Source organism: Stenotrophomonas sp. 22DLJC03 (genome assembly GCF_056861405.1).
Genome location: NZ_JBSPUG010000002.1, coordinates 687,964 through 708,354, shown reverse-complemented (window position 1 = coordinate 708,354; position 20,391 = coordinate 687,964). Strand labels below are relative to the sequence as shown.

Genomic DNA, 20,391 nt, shown 5'->3' with positions numbered 1-20,391 from the left:
TACACCGCTCGATCACACTATAATGGGAATCATTCTCATTAATGATCGATGCCGATGGCCGTGCCCGCCGCCTCCAGCACCGCGCTGGCGGGGTTCTACCGCGAACACCATGGCTGGCTGCTGGGCTGGCTGCGGCGCCGCACCCACAACGCCGATTGCGCCGCCGACCTGACCCAGGACACTTTCGTGCGCCTGCTCAGCCGTCGCGTCGATCCGACCGAACTGCGCCTGCCGCGTGCCTATCTCAGCACCATCGCGCACGCGCTGCTGGTCAACCACTGGCAGCGCGCGGATCTGGAGCGCGCCTACCTGACGGCCTTGGCCGCGCAGCCAGAGCCGGTGCATCCATCGGCCGAAGAACGCACGCAGGCACTGCAACTGCTGCATGCCATCGCCGACATGCTGTCCGGCCTGGCCGAGCGGCCACGCCGTGCGTTCCTGATGGCACGACTGTCCGGCCTGGGCTATGCGGAGATCGGCCAACAGCTGGGCGTGTCCGAACGCATGGTCAAGAAATACATGGCGCAGGCGATGCTGCATTGCCTGCGCCTGTCCGGCGGCGCAACAGCATGAGCACCGCGCTGGCCAGCCCAGCACTGGAGCAAGCCGCCGAATGGTTCGCGCTGCGCGAGCAGGGCTGGAGTGATGACGAGCAGTACCGCTGGCGCGCATGGCTGCAGGCTGATGCCGGCCACGCCGATGCGTGGCGTCGGGTCGAGTCGGTCTGGCAGTCCTTTGCCCCCCTGTCAGCAGCAGCCGCTGCCACAGCGCTGGATGCCGCAGGCCGTCGCCGCCGGCAGGCTCTGCGCGGCCTCGGAGGTGCACTTGGCATCGGCGCGGTCTCGCTGCTGGGCCTGCATGGCCTGCAGGCACAACGTGGCCTGCAGACACAACGCACCGCCGCCGGACATACCGGGCACTGGATACTGGCAGACGGCAGCCAGCTGTGGCTCAACGCCGACAGTGAAGTCACGATCGACATCGGCAGCGACCGCCGCGCCCTGCATCTGCTGCGTGGCGAACTGCTGCTGCAGACCGGCCATCACCCCGCCTTCGCCGACATGCCCTTGAGCGTGCATGTGCCGGGCGCACGCCTGCAGCCGATCGGCACCCGCTTCGCGGTCGGTCGCGAGGCGCAGGGCAGCCGCTTGGATGTATTTGAAGGTGCCGTGCGCTGCCTGCCGCTGTTCGGCGCGGCGCTGAACATACGTGCTGGCGGTGCCGTGCAGATCGGCCCGATGGGTGGACTCTCCCCGGTGGCTGCGGATCCGTTGCGCGGTGACTGGCAGGAGGGACGCCTGCAGGTGCAGGACACACCCATGATACGGATCATCGATGAGCTGGCCCGTCACCATCAGGGCTATCTCGGTTGTGATCCGGCGCTTGCTGCATTGAAAGCCACGGCGGTGCTGCCGCGACTCGACAGCATGCAGGCACTGCAACTGTTGGCCCGCGCCCTGCCGATCCGCATCGAGCAGCGCTGGCCGTGGTGGACCGTCGTGCGTCCGCTTTGAAATCGCGGTTCCCTTTCTGTGCGCTCACCGGGCAATACAAGGGAACCCATTGCGGATGTTGCCGCCCCCATGAAACTGCCCTGCCCCTCCCCTCGCCCCCTGGCCATCGCGCTGTGCCTGGCCCTGGCCTCCCCGTGCCTGCTGCCGGCCGCCGCCCATGCACAGGACACTGCGGCCGCCATTCGCTGGCAGATCCCGGCTGGCCCGCTCGACCAGGCCCTGACCGCATTCGGCCAGCAGTCGGGCCTGTCTATCGCTGCCGATTCGCGCCTGACCCGCGGCCGCCACAGCAAAGGCGTGCAGACCACGCTCGGCACGGACGCCGCATTGGCGCAGATGCTGGCCGGCACCGGCCTGGCCTTCCAGCGTGATGCCAGCGGCGTGGTGCTGCAGGCGGCGCCTGCCGCTGAAGCCGGCGTACGCCAGATCGGCACCCTGCGCGTGGCCGGCCAGGCCAGCGAAGGCGCTTCGCCGTGGGGGCTCGCCGATGCCGATGCGGTCTACCGCGACAGCGGCTCGCGCGTGCATCTGGACCGCCAGCAGCTGGAACGCTTCCGCGGCCAGTCGATCGGCGACGTGCTTGCCGGTGCGGTGGGCGTGCACACCGCTGACATTCGCAACGGCGGTGCGCTGGACGTCAACATCCGTGGCCTGCAAGGCCAGAACCGGGTGCCGGTGATCATCGACGGCGGCCAGCAGGCCATCGATGTTTATCGCGGCTACGCCGGCGTGCAGCAGCGCAGCTACCTCGACCCGGACCTGATCAGCGCGATCAGCATCGAGAAGGGGCCAAGCCTGGCCGCCAACGCCGCCAGCGCGATCGGCGGGGTGGTCTACATGGAAACATTAAACGTCGATGACATCCTCGATGATGGCCAGACCTGGGGCCTGCGCGTGCGCGGCGGCGTGGCCGACAACAGCATCGACCGCACCCGCACCTTCAAGCAGATCGCGCGTGGCAGCGACAACCGCAACAGCCTGCGCGACCCGCGCGACTGGAATGGCAGCGCGGCGTTCGCCCAGCGCGGCGAAGACTGGCAGCTGGTCGTGGCCTATGCGCGGCGCCGCCAAGGCAACTTCTTCGCCGGCAGCAACGGTGCGCATCGCTATGACAACCAGCACCTGTCCAGCGGCGACACCGGCATGTCCAGCCAGGCGGTGTCCAAGCTCTTCCATCCGGGCGATGAAGTGCTCAACACGCATACCGACAACGAATCGGCGTTGCTGAAATTCACCTGGACACCCAACCCCGACCAGCGCCTAGAGCTGAGCCACCGCTACTTCAATTCGAGTTTCGGCGAGATCATGCCGTCGGCGATCGGACGCGTGGGTGAGTCCAACGAATGGGTGACCTACGTGGACAAGGCCAACACCATGTTCCAGTTCGAGCCGGGGAAAATGCGGGTCAATGCCACCTCGCTGCGCCACCGCTACCGGCCCGAGGCACATCCGTGGCTGGACCTGAGCAGCACGCTGTGGCTCACCACCGCCACCAGCCGCATGTTCAACAGCAACATCGCCAACACGCCGCTGTTCAAGGATGTGCCCTCGGACCAGATGCCCGACACGCTGGGCGAGACCTACGGCCCGGGCCTGCAGTCGGACGTGAAGACCCAGCGTTGGGGCGTGGACAGCAGCAACACCACTCGCTTCAGCAACAGCCTGGGCGATTGGACGCTGCGCTATGGCGCCGCCTTCCAGCATGAAGACACCGCGCCGAATTCGCCGGTGCTGCCGGTGGATTTCAACAACAACCGCTACCTGCGCTCGGGCACGCGCCGCGAAGCCAGCGTCGTCGCCTCGCTGCAGTGGCAGCCGTGGGGCTGGCTGTCGCTGACTGCCGGCGGCCGCTTCACCGACTACCGCACCCGCGACCGCAACCGCGTCGCCTTCGTCAGCGAATCGCGTGACCTGCGCTACACCTTCGCGCGCCTGAGCAAGGGCGGCCAGCTGCTGCCGGGCTGGTACAAGGAGTGGTACCCGGATGCCCAGGGCAACTACACCTATGACTCGCTGCGCGCCACGCCCTATGGCGACAGCACGCTGGGCCAGGCCTACGATTTCGACGGATTCATTCCTGATCCGCGCGGCGCCAACGGTTTCTATACCAAGCAGATTCCCACCGCCTGGGGCTACAAGCCGGCGATCCGCCGTTCCGGCCACGGCTTCGCGCCGTATGCAGAGGCGCGCTTCAACCTCGACCAGGACATGTTCTTCTACGTGAAGTACGCGCAGGGCTGGAAGATGCCCAGCCTGTTCGAGTCGACGCTGGGCAACAGCACCTCGGCACCGGTGGCCGACCTGAAGCCGGAGAAGAACCGCTCGTGGGACATCGGCTTCAGCCTGCTCAAGCAGGACCTGTGGCGCGACGGTGACCGCCTGGCGTTCAAGGTGGCGTGGTTCAAGAACGATATCGACAACGCCATCACCCGCCGCTTCGATTCCAGCAACTGGGCCTTCTACGTCGACAACGTCGACAACTACACAGTGTCCGGTTACGAGCTGCAGTCCGGCTATGACGCCGGCATCGCCTACCTGGACCTGTCGGCCAGCTACTACCAGCGCGCGCGCACCTGCGATGCGGCTACCGCCAAGCGCCTGCGCGAAGGTCCGTATGCGAAGTGGAGCAAGCTGGACGCCACCCCGGACTGCGTGGACGGCGGCTTCGGCACCTCGTTCGTCAACGCGCAGAATCCGCCGAAATACTCGATCCACAGCACGCTGGGCTTCCGCCTGTTCGACCGCCGCTTGGATACCGGCTTCCGCCGCACCTACAACAGCGGCCCCACCCATGAACTGGACAAGCCCTGGAACACCACCGGTTCAACCGGCCTGCAGAACATCTACCTGCCGACCGCGATCTATGACTTCTATGCGCGCTGGCAGTTCACCCCGCGCAGCGAAGTGGAGCTGGTGGTCAGCAACCTGCGCAACACCTACTACATGGACACGCTGGCGATGAGCCTGATGCCGGGCCCGGGCCGCACCACGCGGCTGAACTTCACCGCACGTTTTTAACTGCTACAGAAACAGCAACGCCCCGGAGAGATCATTCCCGGGGCGCTTGCTTGCGGCGGCTCACGTTCTGGCAGGTACCAACCTGGGTTGGCACACCGACTCAGCACCGGTAGGTGCCAACCTTGGTTGGCACAGCGACGCGTTACTTCGCGTTACTTCGCGGTACTCAGCAGCAGCACCGCGACGGTGACCAATGCGATGCCGACCCAACCGATTGGACGCAGGCGGTTGCCGAACAACAGGCGGCCGCAGGTGGCGGTACCGATCACGCCGATCGCTCCCCACATTGCATAGGCGGTGGCAAGGTCCATGTAGCGCACCGCCTGGCCGAGCAGGGCGAAGGCGATCCAGACGAGGACGATCGCACCGACGCCCCAGCGCCAACGACGGAAACCTTCCGACTTGGCGACCATCATGTTGGCGGCGACGTCGATCAGCGCAGAACAGATCACGAAAAACAGGGCCAGGGTGTTCATCAGTGCGCCTCCCCAAGGGTGACGCAGACGATGCCGACCACTGCCAGCACCAGGCCGGCCAGCTGCTGCAGCGACAGGCTTTCACCGAAGACGGTGAGGCCGACCACGGTCAACAGGGTCAGGCCGAGGCCTTCCCACACTGCGTAGGCCACGCCCACGGCGATGCGGCGCACCGATTGCGCGAGGAAGAAGTAGGACAGCGCCAGCGCGCCGGCCATGATCAGATAACCGGTCCAGCCGCCATCGCGGGCGGCATGGGCCATGAACGAGGTGCCGACCACTTCGGCGATGATCGCCACGGTCAGGCAGGCCCAGGCGACCAGCGCGCCACGGGCGGGAACAGTACGGGACATGTGAAACTCCTTGCCGGGCGGGGACCGCGCCACCTTTTCAATAGATCCACGCCGTGCGTGGAGGGTCCGGAACGCCCCGCAGACGGGGGCGATGGAAGCCAGTATCATCGCTTTTTACGGTGGTATCAAAATAGATCCCATCGACAGGAGCGATGGATCAATGCCCTACTCCCCCGAATCCCTGCAGGCTTTCGTGGAAGCCGCAGCCCTGGGCTCGTTCTCGGCAGCGGCGCGACGCCTGCGCAAGACCCAGTCAACGGTCAGCACCGCCATCGCCCACCTGGAGGCCGATCTGGGCGTGAGCCTGTTCGATCGCAGCGGGCGCTACCCGCAGCTGACCGAGGCCGGGCGCCAGGTACTTGGGCACGCGCAGGAAATCCTGGCTGCCGATGCCCGCCTGCAACAGTTGAGCGTGCGCCTGGCCGCGCCGGTCGAGCCGCGCCTGACCGTGGTGTTCTCCGATGTCTATCAGCTCGATCCCGAGCAGCGGATCCTGCAGCGCTTCGCCGAAGCGTTCCCGGAGATCGAGCTGGAATGGCTGGATGCCGAGGGCGAGGATGTGCTGGAGCTGGTCGGCAGTGGTCGCGCCGGGCTGGGCCTGCTGCCCAGGCAGGAACGCTATCCCGATGGGCTGGTGGCCCGACCGTTGGCGCACCACAGCGAGTTGTCAGTGTACGTAGCGCGCGAGCACCCACTGGCCAGCGCCGGCCGTCGCACCGCCGCACAACTGGCGCGGCATAGACAGGTGCGCCTGAGCGCGGAAGTCGACCAATCCCGCGTGGTCACCGGCCTGGCCTGGACCGCCACCGACTACCTGATGGTGATGGAGATGGCCGAGGACGGCCTCGGCTGGGCCGAGCTGCCGCGGGCGCTGGTGCAGCGCTATGACCGTGGCCGGCTGGTGGAACTGGTGCTGCCCGGCTGGCCACGGCGCATCCACAGCGACCTGCTGTGGCGCCGTGATACGCCGCCGGGACCGGCCGCACTATGGTGGGCCGACGCATTGGGGTGAGGTAGTGCCGGCCGCTGGCCGGCAATCCCAGTGTCCCGTGGTTACTCGCCAGCGGCCGGCACTAGCGATCAACGATGGGCGAGCGCGTAATCCAGCGCCGAGCACACCGCTGCCACCTGCGCGTCATTGCACTGCTGCGGGGTCGCCCGCGGGCTGTCCGGGTAGACCTCGGTGGTGGTGGTGTACTTCGCGCCAGTGATGCCTGCACACAACGCCAGCTTCACCAGCGGGTACTCGATCACGCCGTGCGCCACCACCGCTGAACCGATGATCTCGCCCTTGTCGTCGGCCGGCGCGATGTGGGTGACCTTCTCCACCGCAGCGATCACCGCCTGCTGGAAGGCCGCCTGCGGGTTCTCGCTGTCGTCCACCAGGTAGAAGCCATCGGGAATCAAGCCCGGCTCGAACGGCTTGCCGTCACGCGCGGCCAGCGCCGGGCGGAACTCGCTTTCGTCGCTGTCGGTGGTCTCGTGCAGGTCGATGTGCAGCACGAACTGACCCTTGATCGGTGCGATCAGCTCGATCAACGCGGTCGACTCGCGGGCCGGGCCGTCGACACGGAAGTTGCGGTTCGGATCGATCGCATCGAAGTTCCAGCGGTTGATGCGCTCGAAGCCCCACGGATTCACGCACGGCGCCACCAGCAGGTTGGCCTTGCCGGCGTAGTCGGCGGCGTGCTTTTCGAGGAATTCCAGCGCGCCCATCACACCGCTGGTCTCGTAGCCGTGCACGCCACCGGTGACCAGGGCAGCCGGCAGCGCCGGGTTCCAGTCGCGGCTGCGCAGGGCGAACAGGGTGTAGGTCTCGCCAGCGTAGTCGAGCTGGCCATAGGCCACCTTGTCAAAGCGTGAGGCCAACGCCTCGATGCGCGGCAGCACCTCCTCGTCATAGCGACGCAGGCGCTGCTGGCGGCCACGCCACAGCTCCCGTTCCGCCGCTCCCCACGGCTGGCCAGGGGTTCCGACGGGATAGAAAGCGGCTTGGGACATGGCGGATCTCAGCGAGTCAGGAAGCAATCAGAGACTCTATCACCGGTGCCTCGGCATGAACTGCAGACGCATTCCAATAGCGAATGGAATCAGCAATAATTCTCATTTACGACCTTCCACAGCCCGCACCGATGCCCATCCACGCCCTGCAACCGGCCCACCTGCCCCTGGCCGCAGCCCTCGCCCTGTGCCTGCTCCCGGCCACCCACGCCTTCGCCCAGGACGGCGCCACCACGCTGGACAGCATCCAGGTCTCCGGCAGCTGGCTGGGCACCGGCCTGCATGACAGCGTCAAGAGCTTTGCCGGCGCACGCACGGTGGTCGACCGCCAGCGCATCGAGGCCAGTGGCGCGGCCAGCATCGGCGATGCCATGCGCCGCATCCCGGGCGTGCAGGTCACCGACAACTCCGGCACTGCCGGCAGCTCGGTGTCGCTGAACATCGGCGTGCGTGGCCTGACCGGGCGCTACTCGCCGCGCTCGACCGTACTGCTCGATGGCGTGCCGCTGGCGGTGGCGCCGTATGGCCAGCCACAGCTGTCGTTCGCACCGACCAGCCTGTCCAACATCGAATCGATCGACGTGGTGCGCGGTGGCGGCGCGGTGCGCTATGGCCCGCAGAACGTGGGCGGCATCATCAACTTCAGCACCCGCGCCATTCCCACCGAGGCCGGCCTGCACGGCGAAGCCGGCATGCGCTACACCGCCTACGACCACGGCGGCGGCGACAGCACCCAATACAACGCCTTCCTCGGCGGCACCGGCGACAACGGCCTGGGCGCGGCCCTGCTGTACTCCGGCCAGGACGGCCGTGGCTGGCGCCAGGGCAGCGATGACCGCTTCAACGACCTGGCGCTGAAGTTCGCCTATGCCATCGACGAACAGCAGGAACTGCGCGCCAAGCTCTCCTACTACGATGTTCGCTCGCTCACCCCGGGCGGCCTGACCCGCACCCAGTACGAAGCCGACCCGTTCCAGAACACGCGCCCCACCGATTTCTGGAAAGGCCACCGCACCGGCATCGACCTGGGCTACACCAACACGCTGTCGGCCAACAGCGAGTTCGAGGTGTTGGCCTATTACAACGAAAGCACCCGCGCCAGCTCGCTGATCAACGCCGCCAATACCCAGCTGACCGTGCAGCCGCGCGATTACCGTGTGCTCGGCATCGAGCCGCGCTATACCCAGCGCCTGCACTGGGGCGCCAGCGTGCACGACATCACCGCCGGCTACCGCTTCCTGCGTGAGCGCGGCAACGACCGCAGCTACACCGTCACCCGCCGTACCGGCGTGGCCAGCGCCACCAACCGTTTCGACAACGCCACCGACGCACATTCCTTCTACATCGACGACCGCATCGCGATCGGCCAGTGGCGGATCACCCCGGGCGTGCGCATGGAGTGGATCGACATGGACCGCCGCCAGGCCGGGGGTGCGGCAACCTTCAGCAGCCGCAACGACAAGGCCCTGCCCTCGCTCAACATCGCCTACCTGCTGACCCCGCAGCTGACCGTGTTCGGCAACTACACCACCTCGTTCGGGCCGGTGCAGAACATCCAGCTCAATTCGCAGACCGCCAGCAACCCGCTGAACCCGGAAATCGCCAGGACCACCGAACTCGGTGCGCGCTGGCAGGACGGTGCGCTGCGCGCGGAAGTGACCGTGTTCAAGATGCGCTTCGACAACCAGATCCTGCAGGTGCCGGGGATCACCCCGCCGACGTTCCAGAACATCGGCGCCACCGACCACAAGGGCGTGGAGAGCGCGCTGGAGTACCGCTTCGCCGAGGACAGCGCTCTGGCCGGGCTGGAGCTGTATGCCAACTACACCTGGACCAAGGCGATCCAGCAGTCCGGTGACAACCGCGGCCTGGACGTCCCGTTCTACTCGCGCGACACCGACAGCGTCGGCGCCCGCTACGCGCTGGCCGGCTGGACCTTCAACGTCTCCAGCACCCACCAGAGCGGCCAGTTCTCCGACGCCGCCAACACCTGGGCCGAGAGCGCCGATGCGCGCGTGGGCCGCGTGCCGGGCGTGCGCCTGTGGAACGCGCAGGTGGCCTGGCAGGTGCCGGGACTGGGTGACAGCGAGATCGCGCTGGGCGTGAACAACCTGGCCGACAAGCGCTGGTATACCCGCAACGTCGATGGCAACGCCGGTCGCATGGTGGCCGCGCCGCGCACGTTCTACGTGCAGGGCCGCTACCGCTTCTGAGCCGGTAACCGCCCGATGCAGTGACGGTGGCGATCACGGTGGCGGCGTATCATGCCGCCACCATGTCACCGTCTGCTTTGCCATCGCGCCTGCATCTGGCCTTCCAGGGCCTGCGCCTGCGGCTGCGCGGCAGCGACCTGTGGTTCATCGCGCTGGCCCTGCTGGTCGGCCTGATCGCCGGCTACCTGACCCTGCTGCAGTCCGGCATCGCACGCTGGCTGCAGGGCACCCTGTACGGGCTGGACGAAGGCATGCGCCTGAGCTCCCTGCCCTCGCTGACCTGGACTGCGCTGCTGGTACTGCCGCTGGGTGGCCTGCTGGTGGGGCTGGTCAGCCTGGCCGCGACCCGGCTCAAGCGGCCCCTGCTTGATGCGGTGGAAGCCAACGCCCTGCATGGCGGACGCATGTCGATGCGCGACAACCTGATCGTACTGACCCAGACTCTGCTGTCCAACGGCTGCGGTGCCTCGGTCGGACTGGAAGCGTCGTACACGCAGATGGGCGCTGGCAGCGGCTCGCAGCTGGGGCGGGTGATGCGCCTGCGCCGCAACGATGTGCGCATCCTGGTCGGGGCCGGTGCCGCCGGTGCCATCGCCGCCGCCTTTGGTGCGCCGCTGGCCGGCGCGTTCTATGCCTTCGAGATCGTCATCGGCGCCTACACCCCGGCCGCGCTGGCCCCAGTGGCGGTCGCTGCATTGGCTGGCGCATTCGTCGCCGACCAGGCCGGCATCGAGGCCTATCTGCTGCCCGCCGCCTCGACCATTGATGTGCGCGCCGCCGACTACGCCATCTATGGCCTGCTGGGGTGCTGCTGCGCGATGGTCGGCATCGCGGTGATGCGGCTGATCGCTTCGATCGAAGGCACGGTCAAGCGCAGTCCGTTGCCGCTGTGGGGCCGGCCGGTGGTCGGTGGCCTGCTGCTGATCCCGCTGGCGCTGGCCAGCCCACAGGTGCTGTCGTCCGGCCATGGCGCGCTGCATCTGGACCTGACCACGCACCTGCCACTGATCTGGATCGGCGGCCTGCTGACGCTGAAGTGCCTTGCCTCGGGCATCTCGCTCGGGTTCGGCTTCCGCGGCGGCCTGTTCTTCGCCTCGCTGTTCATGGGCACCCTGGTCGGCGCCCTGTTCGCCGGCCTGCTCGCCATGGCCACCGGCGTGCCGGTGATCGACGCCACCTCGGCCGCGCTGGCCGGCATGGCCGCACTGGCCGCTGCGGTGGTCGGCGCACCGATGACCATGGCCATGCTGGTGCTGGAAGGCACCCACGACTTCCTGCTGACCAGCGTGGTGATGAGCGCGGTGCTGGTCTCCAGCACGCTGGTGCGGCAGTGGTTCGGATATTCGTTCTCGACCTGGCGCATGCACCTGCGCGGCGAGACCATCAAAAGCGCGCGCGACGTGGGCTGGGTGCAGAACCTCAACGCCGGCCGGCTGATGCGCAAGGGCGTGGCCACCGCGCCGGCCAATCTCGACGCCGCCGCCTTCCGCCAGCGCTTCCCGCTGGGCTCGGGCAGCCGGGTGATCCTGATCGACAGCGAAGGCCACTACGCCGGCATCGTGCAGATTCCGCGCGTGTACGGCGACGGCGTGAAGCCGGAAACCGCCATTGGCGAACTGGCCGAGAACCGCGACGTGTCACTGCTGCCGAGCGCGGACGTGGTGACCGTGATGCAGCGCTTCGACCACACCCAGGCCGACGAACTGGCCGTGGTCGGCACCGACGGCCAGGTGCAGGGCGTGGTCTCCGAAGCCTTCGTGCGCAAGCGCTACGCCGAGGAACTGGACAAGCGCCAGCGCGAACTGATGGGCGAGCGGGTCGAGGACACCGACTGATCTTCAAAAAAGGGACGGAGGGGATCAAGTCGTTTCTGGCACATCTGGATATCCACGCGTTGGCGTGGAAAGACTGTCACTTCGGCGGGGTAGACTGCGGCCATGCGCTTCATTGAAACCTTCCAGGCCGGTCCCTTCGCCGACACCGTGGTCAGCCTGCTGGCCGCCTTCGTGCTCGGCACGCTGATCGGCGCCGAGCGCCAGTACCGGCAACGCACGGCCGGCCTGCGTACCAACGTGCTGGTAGCTGTCGGCGCGGCTGCCTTCGTCGACCTGGGCATGCGCATCGCCGGCAGTGCCGAGGCGGTGCGGGTGATCTCCTACGTGGTCTCCGGGGTCGGCTTCCTCGGTGCCGGCGTGATCATGAAGGAAGGCATGAACGTGCGCGGGCTGAACACCGCTGCCACGTTGTGGTGCTCGGCGGCGGTCGGCAGCTGCACCGGTGCGGACATGTTGGCCGAGGGCGTCCTACTGACCGTGCTGATCATCGCCGGCAATACCCTGTTGCGGCCGCTGGTCAATGCGATCAACCGCATCCCGATCAACGAGACCGCCACCGAGGCCACCTATGAGGTGCGCCTGAGCGTGGATGCAGAAGCCGTGCCGCGCGTGCGCGAGCGCCTGGTCGATGCGCTGGAAGCTGCGCAGTATCCGGTCGGTGATGTGCAGGTGGTCGAGCATGCCGATGCGCCCACCGATGTGATCGCGGTGCTGGTCAGTACCGCCGTGAGTGCCGATGAGCTGGACGTGGTGCTGGCACGGATGGAACAGGTACCGGGCGTGCTGCATGCCACCTGGGAAGTCAGTACCCGCGATTGAGCGGGCACGGGCAACTCACCCACCCGCCAGGCGCTGCTGGGCCCGCAACAACTTCCGGAATGAACCGCACTGGCGTGCATCCTGCGCTTCCGGGCAGGCCGCAGCGCGTTGCAGGTGCCGACGCACCCGCTGCAGCTGGCTGATCTGCTGCTGCAGTACCTCGGCCTGCGCCAGCAGGGCCTCACGATCCAGCGTGATGCATCCACGCTGAGGTGGCAGCGACACCCCGATCTGCTGCAGTGACAGCCCGGCAGCCTGACCGAGACCGATCAGCGCCAGCCGTTCCAGCACCTGCTCGTCGTACTGCCGGCGCAGGCCACGGCGGCCCAGCGACTGCAACAGCCCGAGCTGTTCGTAGTAACGCAGGGTCGAGGCCGGCACGCCACTGCGCTTGACCACTTCGCCGATATCCAGTTCACGCATGGGCTTGACCTCAAGTCGCCTTCAAGCATCAACCTATGGGCAACTTCCCGGCAGGACAAGGCCATGGCCAGCACATCCCCCGTTGATCAGAATGCGCTCTGGAATGGCCCCGGTGGCCAGATCTGGGTCGCCCAGCAGGCCATCCTCGATGGCCTGTTCCAGCCGATGGCCGACCTGCTGGTGGCCGAACTTCCGGAAATCGTCACGCAACTGCTCGATATCGGCTGTGGCACCGGCGCCAGCCTGCTGGCCGCCGCAGCGGCTCGCCCTGCCGCGCACAGCACCGGCCTGGACATCTCCGCGCCGATGTTGGCTCTGGCCCGGCAGCGCGCTGAAACAGCGGGATTGGACGCGGACTTCATCGTCGCCGACGCGCAGCAGCATCCGCTGCCCTCCGCGCACTTCGACTGGATCCAGTCGCGGCTGGGCGTGATGTTCTTCGAGGACAGCCAGGCCGCCTTCGCCAACCTGCATCGTGCCGCAACGCCAGGCGCGGGCCTGCGTTTCATCGCCTGGCGCAGTGCCGACGAGAACCCGTTCATGACCACGGCCGAACGCGCCATTGGTGATGAACTCGAGCTGCCACCCCGTGCGCCTGGCTCGCCGGGCCAGTTCGCCTTTGCCGATGGTGACCGGGTACAGCGGCTTCTGCAGGCGGCCGGCTGGAAGGACGTCGAAGTGGTTGCGGTCGACCTGCCCTGTTCGATCGCCCGCGACGAGCTGCCGACCTATGTCGGCCAACTTGGCCCGCTGGGACTGGCCCTGCGTGCGATGCCGGAAGACCGCGCCGACGCACTTCGAAGCAAGGCGCTGGCCGCGTTCGCCCCCTTCATCGAAGGCGACCGGGTACGCGTAGATGCCGCCTGCTGGCTGGTCCGCGCCCGCGCCTAGAGATAGGGGACGGAGGGTATTAAGTCGTTCTTGCCCCTGCGGTGCCGGAAACGACTTAATCCCCTCCGTCCCCTTTTCCTTCTACAGCGCCTCGCCGGCGTCGGCCAGGCGTGATTCGATCAAGGAATACCACTGCTGCAGAACGTCGATGAGCATGTCCAGCTCGGCGTCGGTGCGTTGGGCGCGGCCACTGCGCAGGCAGGCCTGGGCTTCCTGCAGCTGGGCGAGGAAGCCGGCCACGGTATCGGCCTGCAGGATCAACCCCGGCAGGCGACGCCCGGGAATGCGCACCACGGCATGGTTACCGAGCTGGCCATACACACTGAGTGTGGTTTCCGTCTTCATGGAAAGAGGCAGGAATTGGGCGTTCATCGTGCACCGTATGCAAACCTGAGCCGCCGGCAGGCGGGGACAACGGGGGAGACGTGGCCACGTCCTGCCGGCGGTCAGGGGGGACTCGGGATGCCGGGGCCCTGCCCCGGCGCAGGATTCTCAGCGTGGCTGTGCCACGCCCGCGATCTGCACGCGGCGGTTCGGGGCCAGGCACGCGATCAGCTCGCGACGATTGCGCTGGTCGCACTGCACGACCGGCTCCGCCGCGCCACGTCCTTCGGCACTGATGCTGGCAGCCGGCACTCCACCCTGCACAAGCGCCATGCGTACCGCTTCGGCACGTCGCTGCGACAGGTTCTGGTTGTAGCTGGCACTGCCAATGCGATCGGTGTAGCCGGTCACTCGGATCGACTGCACCTGGCTGGCTTCGCGCACCTGTGCCAGCACGCCCTGCACTGCTTGCTGCCCCTCGGCGCTGAGCACCGCGCTGTCGAAACCGAACAGCGCGTCGGCGGACAGGCGCAGCGGCTGCTCCGGCAACGGCGCCGGTGCGGGCGGGGCCGGCGGCCGCGGCGGCTCCAGCACCGCCGCACACGATTCAGGCTTCCAGTAGCCGCCCTGGGCGATGCCCTTGTTGTCGAATCGCACCTGGAACTGGCAGGTGAAGTACTCCGCACCCTGCGCAGTGCGGAAGTTGAACAGGTAGTTCCACTCGCGCACGCCCCACATGCCTTCGTTGAAGTGCGGCGTACCCAGCAACGTGTACAACTGGCGCTTGCTCATGCCCGGTGCGAAACGGCGCAGGTCGGCGACGTCGGGATATATCCCTTCCTTCAGCGAGGCCTTCGAGGCCTCCGGGAAGTGCACGGCGGTGGCTTCGGCAGGACCCTCGGCGGCCGGCGCATGGCTGCGGCAGGCGGCCAGCAGGCCCATCCCCAGGATCAGGCCCAGCGCGGCGGCCAGCTGACCGGCGCAGGCGATGCGATGCTGTTTCATGTCATTCCCCCTATGGACGTTTCCGCGATGCCGGGCCGCGGTTGCGGCCCGGCGGCGGGGATCACCACTGGATGCCGGCACCGACGGCCACTCCGGCCTCGCCACGGCTGTTGGTCGAACCGCTGAACTTGTAGATCCAGCGGCCACCTTCCGAAACACCGGAGATACCGACCGCAACACCGGATTCGCCGTTGTAGCTGCCGGCCGCGACCGATGCCATGCTTCGACCCGCCTCACTGGGCTGCGGCAGTGCCGCGGTGGCCATCGCCGAGGCGATACCGGCCGAGGCACGGTTGTCGGTCTTGCGCAGGTCGCGCTCGAAGCCGCCCATGCGCTCGTCGGTGTATGCCTTCGACCAGTCCAGGGTCTGCGCCATGCCCGACTTCAGCTGGTCGACGTTGACTGCGTCGGTGCCGGCGGTGCCGGCGGCGACGTTGCGCACCGTGGTCGGCCCGCTGTTGGTGTTGCCCAGCGTGACGCTGTTGTAGTTGGTCGCGCCGTTCACCGTGGTGTCGTAGCGGATCGTACCCTGCTGCGAGGCCTGCAGCTGACGCACGTTGACCGCATCGGTGGCCTGCGAGCCATCGGCCACGTTGACCACCTGGCGTTCGGCACCGCTGGCCCCCACCGAAACGGTGTTGGCCCGGTTCGCCACCGAACCCGCACCCAGTGCCACCGAGTTGTCGGCCTGTGCCTGCGAGCCATTGCCCAACGCGGTGGAGTTGGCGCCGGCGGCGGTGGCGCCTGCACCACCCGCTGCGGAATTGGCTCCGCTGGCGGAAGGATCGGCCAGGTTGTTGGTGTTGTTGGCGCGGAAGCTGCCGGCCACGTTGGTGATGTTCTGGATCTTCTGGTCGGTGTACTTCTTCGACTCGTCGATGGCGTAGTTCACGCCGTTTTTCAGCTGGCCGACGTTGGTTGCGTCGTACGTATCGGAACCGTCAGCGACATGGGTGATCTTGCGCTCGCTGCCGGTGCTGCCGACCGAGACCTCACCGGCCGAGTTGCTGGCACCGGCCTGCCCGTACGCACCGGTGTAGCCACTCTGTGCACCGACGCTGGCCACCGAGCCGGCACCCAGGGCGACACTGTTGCCGGCACTGGCGCTGGCACCGTTGCCGACCGCTACGCTGTTGGCGCCCGCTGCACTGGCCTGCGGGCCGACTGCCACCGCTTCCGCACCTGCTGCCGTAGCGGCCGCTGCGGTCGAGTTCACCGCCAGGTAGGCACTGCCACCGCCACCGTTGGTGATGCGCTGGTTGAGGACCTTCAGCGAGCCGTCCACTGCGGTGAATGCAGCGGTGACATTGTTGTAGTCGCCGCTGGTGAAGGTCCCGTCGGTGGCGATGCTGGAGATGCTGAACTTCGGCGCGGTCCACACGTTGGTGGTGCCGTTGTAGGCGGTGGTGCCACCGAAGTAGTTGGCGACGGTGCTGTTCGTGCTGAACAGCTGGTCGCCGGTGATGGCATCACTGCTGCCGGCCAGGATGCTGCCGGCGGCGACGTTGGTGATCTTTACCGTGCCGGTGCCGGTACCCGTCAGCGTCACGCTGTTGAGCACGTTGCCACTGCCATCGACGTCGTACTTCACGGCAAGCTTGTCGATCTCATCGGTCTGGTCGGCAACATTGGCCAGCGAGTTGCTGACCGCGTCGAAGGCGGTGCCGACGTCGTTGTAGCTGCCCTTGGTCACGGTGCCGTTGGCGGCGACGTTGTTGATCGAGTAGGTCGGTGCAGTCAGCACACCGCTGGCGTTGACCGCTGCGCCACCACCGAGGTGGGTAGCCACGGCCTGGTTGGCAGCGAACAGCTGGGCACCGTTGATGGCCTCGCTGCTGGTGGCACTGACCTGGCCCGGCCCGAGGTTGCGCAGCGTGGTGGCGGTGCCGGCCTGGCCCAGCGTGGCGCTGGCATAGTTGACGCTGCCGTCGCCGTTGAGGTCATAGCGCAGGGCTCCCTGCTCCGATGCCTGCAGCTGGCCGACGTTCACCGCATCGGTGGCGGCTGTACCCGCGGCCAGGTTGGTGACCTGGCGCTCGGCTCCGGCCGCGCCGATCGACACCGAGTTGGCACGGTCGGCCAGGCTGCCGGCGCCCACCGCGATGCTGTTGGCGGCGGTGGCGCGGGCATTGGTGCCGACGGCGATCGAGTCGGTGCCGCTGGCCAGGGCTTCGGTGCCGGTCGAGTTCACCCGCAGGTACTTGGTGCCGCCGTTGCGGATGTCGGTGATCTGCGTGTTGAGGTTGACCAGCGAGCCGTCCACCGCGGCGAATGCATCGGTGGCGTTCTCATACAAGCCCTTGGCAATGGCGCCGCCGGTGGAGATGGTGCTGATCTCGAACAGTGGTGCAGTGAAGGCACCACTGGCCGGATCGAAGGCCGCGCGACCACCGAAGAAGCCGGCGATGGCGGCGTTGGTCGCCGCAAGCTGGCCGCCATTGACCGCTTCCAGGCTGCCGGCAGTGACCGCACCAGCGGTCAGGTTGCCGATGGTGGTGGTGCCGGTGCCGGCACCGAGCGTGACCCGGCGATAGTTCGGATTGCCGGCACCGTCCAGGTCGTAGGTCACCGCAGCGGCCGCCACATCATCGATCAGGCTGATCGCGCCCTTCAACTGCGCCACGTTGACCGCATCAGTGTTGACGCTACCGGCGGCGACGTTGGTGATCTGCCGTTCGCCGCCACCGGCGGTGCCCACCGACACTTCACCGGCCGAAACCTGCGGAGCGGTGAGCCCGTACGCGCTGTAGCTGGCCTGGGCGCCGCGCAGCGCGGCCGAGCGGTAGCCCAGTGCGACCGAGTTCGCCTGGTTCGAGGTGGCCTCGGCACCGAGCAGGGTCTGCCCGTTGGCCGTGCCCACCGCACTGTCGCCGACGATCACCGAATGCCCCATGCGTGCCGCGTAGTCAGCGGTCGGCACACCGGTCGGGTTGCTCGGATCATTGGTGCCGGCACCCGGGAAGGCCACGTTGGCATCGACCTTCGGCAGCTCGTGGCGGGCATTGGCGCCGATCACCACCTCCTTCGAGCCGTTGGCGAAGGCGCCGTCGCCCATCAGCACCTGGTAGTCCTGCGCCGCATTGACTGCCCAGCACGAGATGTCGGCCAGGGCGATATCCAGGCACTTGGCCGCCCATGCCGGCGAATCCTTCGGCAGCAGCAGGCCCAGCAGGCCGCCGGGGTTGCCGTTGTTGATGTTGTAGATGTAGCTGTCGGAGGTGACGCCACCAATCAGGGTCAGGTGCGAGCTGCCGCCGGTGACGGCGCCACCCAGGCCATTGAGGGTGCTGCCGACCGGCGACAGGTTGACCAACGGCAGGCCGAGCACGTTGACCGTCGAGTAGGTCTGCATCACGTTGGCGTTGCTGAGCTTGAGGTTGCCGTTGCTCAGGTAGCCGTTGCCACCGAACAGGCTGGTGGTGGTCGGGCCGATCAGCTGGCCGACGTTGCCAACCAGGCCGCCGGTGCCGATGATCAAACCCGCATTCGGGTCGGCCGGTGCCGGCGCCTTCGGACTGGTCGGCGGAATCGCCGAGGGCTTGGTCAGGCCGAGGCCGCTCAGCGTGCCACCGACCAGGCCACCCACGGCACTGCCGAGATTGCCGATGGTGCCATTGAGGTTGCCGTTGAGCAGGTTGCCCACGGCACCGCCGACGTTGCCCAACGTGTTGCCCAGCAGGCCGCCGAGGCCACCGGTGCTGCCGCCGGTCGCGCCGTTGAGCACACCGCCAACGGTACTGCCCACCGCGCCAACCGTGTTGTTGAGCGTACCGCCCACTGCGCCGCCCACCGCACCCACCGCGCCAGCGGCGCCGTTGACGGTTCCACCAACTGCGCCGACGGCACCGTTGAGCGTGCCGCCCACCGTACTGCCGACAGAACCAACAGTGCCGTTGAGCGCACCGCCGACTGCTCCACCAACGGAGCCAACCGTGCCGTTCAGTGCGCCACCCACGGCACTACCGACTGCGCCGACGGTACCGACCGCTCCGTTGAGCGTGCCACCCACCGCGCTGCCAACAGTGCCAACGGTGCCGTTGAGCGCACCGCCTACGGCACCACCGACTGCGCCGACGGTACCGACCGCGCCGTTGAGCGTGCCGCCCACCGCGCTGCCGACCGTGCCAGCGGTGCCGTTCAGTGCACCGCCCACGGCACCACCGACTGCACCGACGGTGCCGACCGCGCCGTTGAGCGTGCCGCCCACCGCGCCGCCGACCGTGCCAACGGTGCCGTTCAGTGCGCCACCCACGGCACTACCGACTGCACCGACGGTACCGACCGCGCCGTTGAGCGTGCCGCCCACCGCGCTGCCAACTGTACCAACGGTGCCGTTGAGCGCACCGCCAACTGCACTGCCGACGGTGCCGACGGTGCCATTCAGTGCGCCGCCAACCACGCCACCAACGGTGCCGACGGTGCCGTTAAGTGCCCCCGCCACCGCGCTGCCGGCCGTGCCGACCACACCGTTGAGCGCGCCGCCCACACCCAGCGCACTGTTCTGTGCCGCGACCGTTGCCTGGCCGGCCAGCTTCAGATTGCGGTCGGCCACCACTTCCTGCCCATCCGGCGCCTGCAGGCGCACGTTGCCGGCGACGCCGGTATCAAAGGCTGCAGTAATCGCACGGTCATGGGTTTCGCCCGGCAGCTCTTCCTTGGCCGGCAGCGTGACCGCTGCCGTCGCTTTGACCTGGCCTTGGCCATTGATCTGGCGCCCAGCCAGCTTCAGCTGCGAATCGACCTTGCCATCGACCGAGGTCTTCAGCCCAGGCAACGAACCCGCCGAGGTACTGCTGATGCCGGCCGCCGCCGTGGCGCCGGTATCGATCGAGGCCACCTGCGCACCGGCGACGCCAACGTTGGCTTTCGCCCGCGCATCCGCAGCCACGCCGAGCGGCGCATGCGCGGACGGCGCAACCTGTGCCGCCAGCGATGCATCAACCTTCGCTGCATTGGAGGTTGCATGACCCAGCCCGATATTAGCGCGGACATCGGCAGCCAGCGCCGGAACAGCAACCTGCTTCGGCGTGGTGTTCGCCGCCAGATTCACCTGCACGCTGGCCGGCAACACATCGCGCACCACCGGCAGCGAGGCAGTGCTCAGCTGCAGGCCGACACGTGCATCGGCGCTGATCGCGGGGCTGCTCTGCGCCTGGCGCGAGGCGGCGGCCAATGCCACTTCGGCATCGACCTTCACCGGCATCGGCTGCGCATACTTCGCGGCCAATGCCTGCAGGTCGCGCAGCGATTGATTGGTTTCTGATGCTCCTGCGTGGCCGCTGGCCAGCGCACACAGCAGTGCCAGCGCTAGCACAGAGGGCATCAGCAGGACACTGCGCGGATCGCGCGCGGCACCGCCGCCGCTATCGCCGGTGGCCAGTTCCGAGGCCACAACCAGAGCATTGAGCTGGCGGTTCCATACACGCCGGTAGATGCGGTTCATGAGCATTTCCCCCGTAGGCGAACAACTGGAATGTCAGTGGACTTGCCGTTAGGCAGGTGACTGACATTTCAGCGCT

15 protein-coding genes are annotated in these 20,391 nt (G+C 67.5%); 8 read left to right on the top strand and 7 right to left on the bottom strand.

Translation table 11 applies throughout. The features are described 5' to 3' along the window. The first annotated feature begins 54 nt into the window (after positions 1-54). The 3 genes from AC13GA_RS09155 (at position 55) to AC13GA_RS09145 (ending at position 4,532) form a co-directional block, all read left to right on the top strand. Complete coding sequence (locus tag AC13GA_RS09155; protein ID WP_136637854.1) at positions 55-573, top strand: sigma-70 family RNA polymerase sigma factor; 519 nt, start codon at positions 55-57, stop codon at positions 571-573. Continuing rightward, positions 570-1,514, top strand: a complete 945-nt coding sequence (locus AC13GA_RS09150) for a FecR family protein (protein ID WP_136637853.1) — start codon at positions 570-572, stop codon at positions 1,512-1,514. The genes AC13GA_RS09155 and AC13GA_RS09150 overlap by 4 nt, the downstream gene beginning before the upstream one ends. Before the next feature lie 69 nt (positions 1,515-1,583). Beyond that, positions 1,584-4,532: a TonB-dependent receptor gene (locus AC13GA_RS09145; RefSeq protein WP_482997928.1), complete on the top strand. Its 2,949-nt coding sequence runs from the start codon at positions 1,584-1,586 to the stop codon at positions 4,530-4,532. Between the two features lie 152 nt (positions 4,533-4,684). On the opposite strand, the gene AC13GA_RS09140 is transcribed toward AC13GA_RS09145, so the two are convergent. After that, positions 4,685-5,008: a DMT family transporter gene (locus AC13GA_RS09140; protein WP_136638069.1), complete on the bottom strand. Its 324-nt coding sequence runs from the start codon at positions 5,006-5,008 to the stop codon at positions 4,685-4,687. Then, positions 5,008-5,361, bottom strand: coding sequence for an SMR family transporter (locus AC13GA_RS09135; RefSeq protein WP_136638070.1), 354 nt, complete (start codon positions 5,359-5,361; stop codon positions 5,008-5,010). The genes AC13GA_RS09140 and AC13GA_RS09135 overlap by 1 nt, the downstream gene beginning before the upstream one ends. Positions 5,362-5,521: 160 nt before the next feature. Between AC13GA_RS09135 and AC13GA_RS09130 the strand changes: the two genes are divergently transcribed. Beyond that, positions 5,522-6,373: a LysR family transcriptional regulator gene (locus tag AC13GA_RS09130; RefSeq protein WP_428708702.1), complete on the top strand. Its 852-nt coding sequence runs from the start codon at positions 5,522-5,524 to the stop codon at positions 6,371-6,373. A gap of 68 nt (positions 6,374-6,441) precedes the next feature. Here AC13GA_RS09130 and AC13GA_RS09125 read toward each other — a convergent pair whose 3' ends face one another. After that, a complete protein-coding gene (locus tag AC13GA_RS09125; RefSeq protein WP_136638072.1) occupies positions 6,442-7,362 on the bottom strand; it encodes a M14 family metallopeptidase in 921 nt (306 codons plus the stop codon). A 131-nt stretch (positions 7,363-7,493) separates the two neighbouring features. On the opposite strand from AC13GA_RS09125, the gene AC13GA_RS09120 reads away from it, so the two are divergent. From AC13GA_RS09120 to AC13GA_RS09110, 3 genes are all read left to right on the top strand, one after another. Continuing rightward, a complete protein-coding gene (locus tag AC13GA_RS09120; protein WP_482997927.1) occupies positions 7,494-9,575 on the top strand; it encodes a TonB-dependent receptor family protein in 2,082 nt (693 codons plus the stop codon). 62 nt (positions 9,576-9,637) lie between these two features. Then, the gene (locus AC13GA_RS09115) at positions 9,638-11,410 is read left to right on the top strand and encodes a chloride channel protein (RefSeq protein WP_337302746.1); all 1,773 of its coding nucleotides are present in this window, start codon (positions 9,638-9,640) and stop codon (positions 11,408-11,410) included. A gap of 102 nt (positions 11,411-11,512) precedes the next feature. Then, complete coding sequence (locus AC13GA_RS09110) at positions 11,513-12,229, top strand: MgtC/SapB family protein (protein ID WP_046986984.1); 717 nt, start codon at positions 11,513-11,515, stop codon at positions 12,227-12,229. A 15-nt stretch (positions 12,230-12,244) separates the two neighbouring features. On the opposite strand, the gene AC13GA_RS09105 is transcribed toward AC13GA_RS09110, so the two are convergent. Next, on the bottom strand, positions 12,245-12,652 hold the full coding sequence (locus tag AC13GA_RS09105) for a MerR family transcriptional regulator (protein ID WP_046986985.1): 408 nt from the start codon (positions 12,650-12,652) through the stop codon (positions 12,245-12,247). A gap of 63 nt (positions 12,653-12,715) precedes the next feature. Between AC13GA_RS09105 and AC13GA_RS09100 the strand changes: the two genes are divergently transcribed. Then, the gene (locus AC13GA_RS09100) at positions 12,716-13,543 is read left to right on the top strand and encodes a class I SAM-dependent methyltransferase (RefSeq protein WP_482997926.1); all 828 of its coding nucleotides are present in this window, start codon (positions 12,716-12,718) and stop codon (positions 13,541-13,543) included. Between the two features lie 81 nt (positions 13,544-13,624). Here the strand turns inward: AC13GA_RS09100 and AC13GA_RS09095 are convergent, their stop codons facing one another. From AC13GA_RS09095 to AC13GA_RS09085, 3 genes are all read right to left on the bottom strand, one after another. Next, entirely contained in the window at positions 13,625-13,888 is a 264-nt protein-coding gene (locus AC13GA_RS09095; protein ID WP_248298412.1) for a DUF6959 family protein, read from the bottom strand. Positions 13,889-14,035: 147 nt separating this feature from the next. Then, positions 14,036-14,872, bottom strand: a complete 837-nt coding sequence (locus tag AC13GA_RS09090; RefSeq protein ID WP_253079513.1) for an OmpA family protein — start codon at positions 14,870-14,872, stop codon at positions 14,036-14,038. Positions 14,873-14,933: 61 nt separating this feature from the next. After that, on the bottom strand, positions 14,934-20,315 hold the full coding sequence (locus AC13GA_RS09085) for an ESPR-type extended signal peptide-containing protein (protein WP_482997925.1): 5,382 nt from the start codon (positions 20,313-20,315) through the stop codon (positions 14,934-14,936). Between the last annotated feature and the right edge of the window lie 76 nt (positions 20,316-20,391).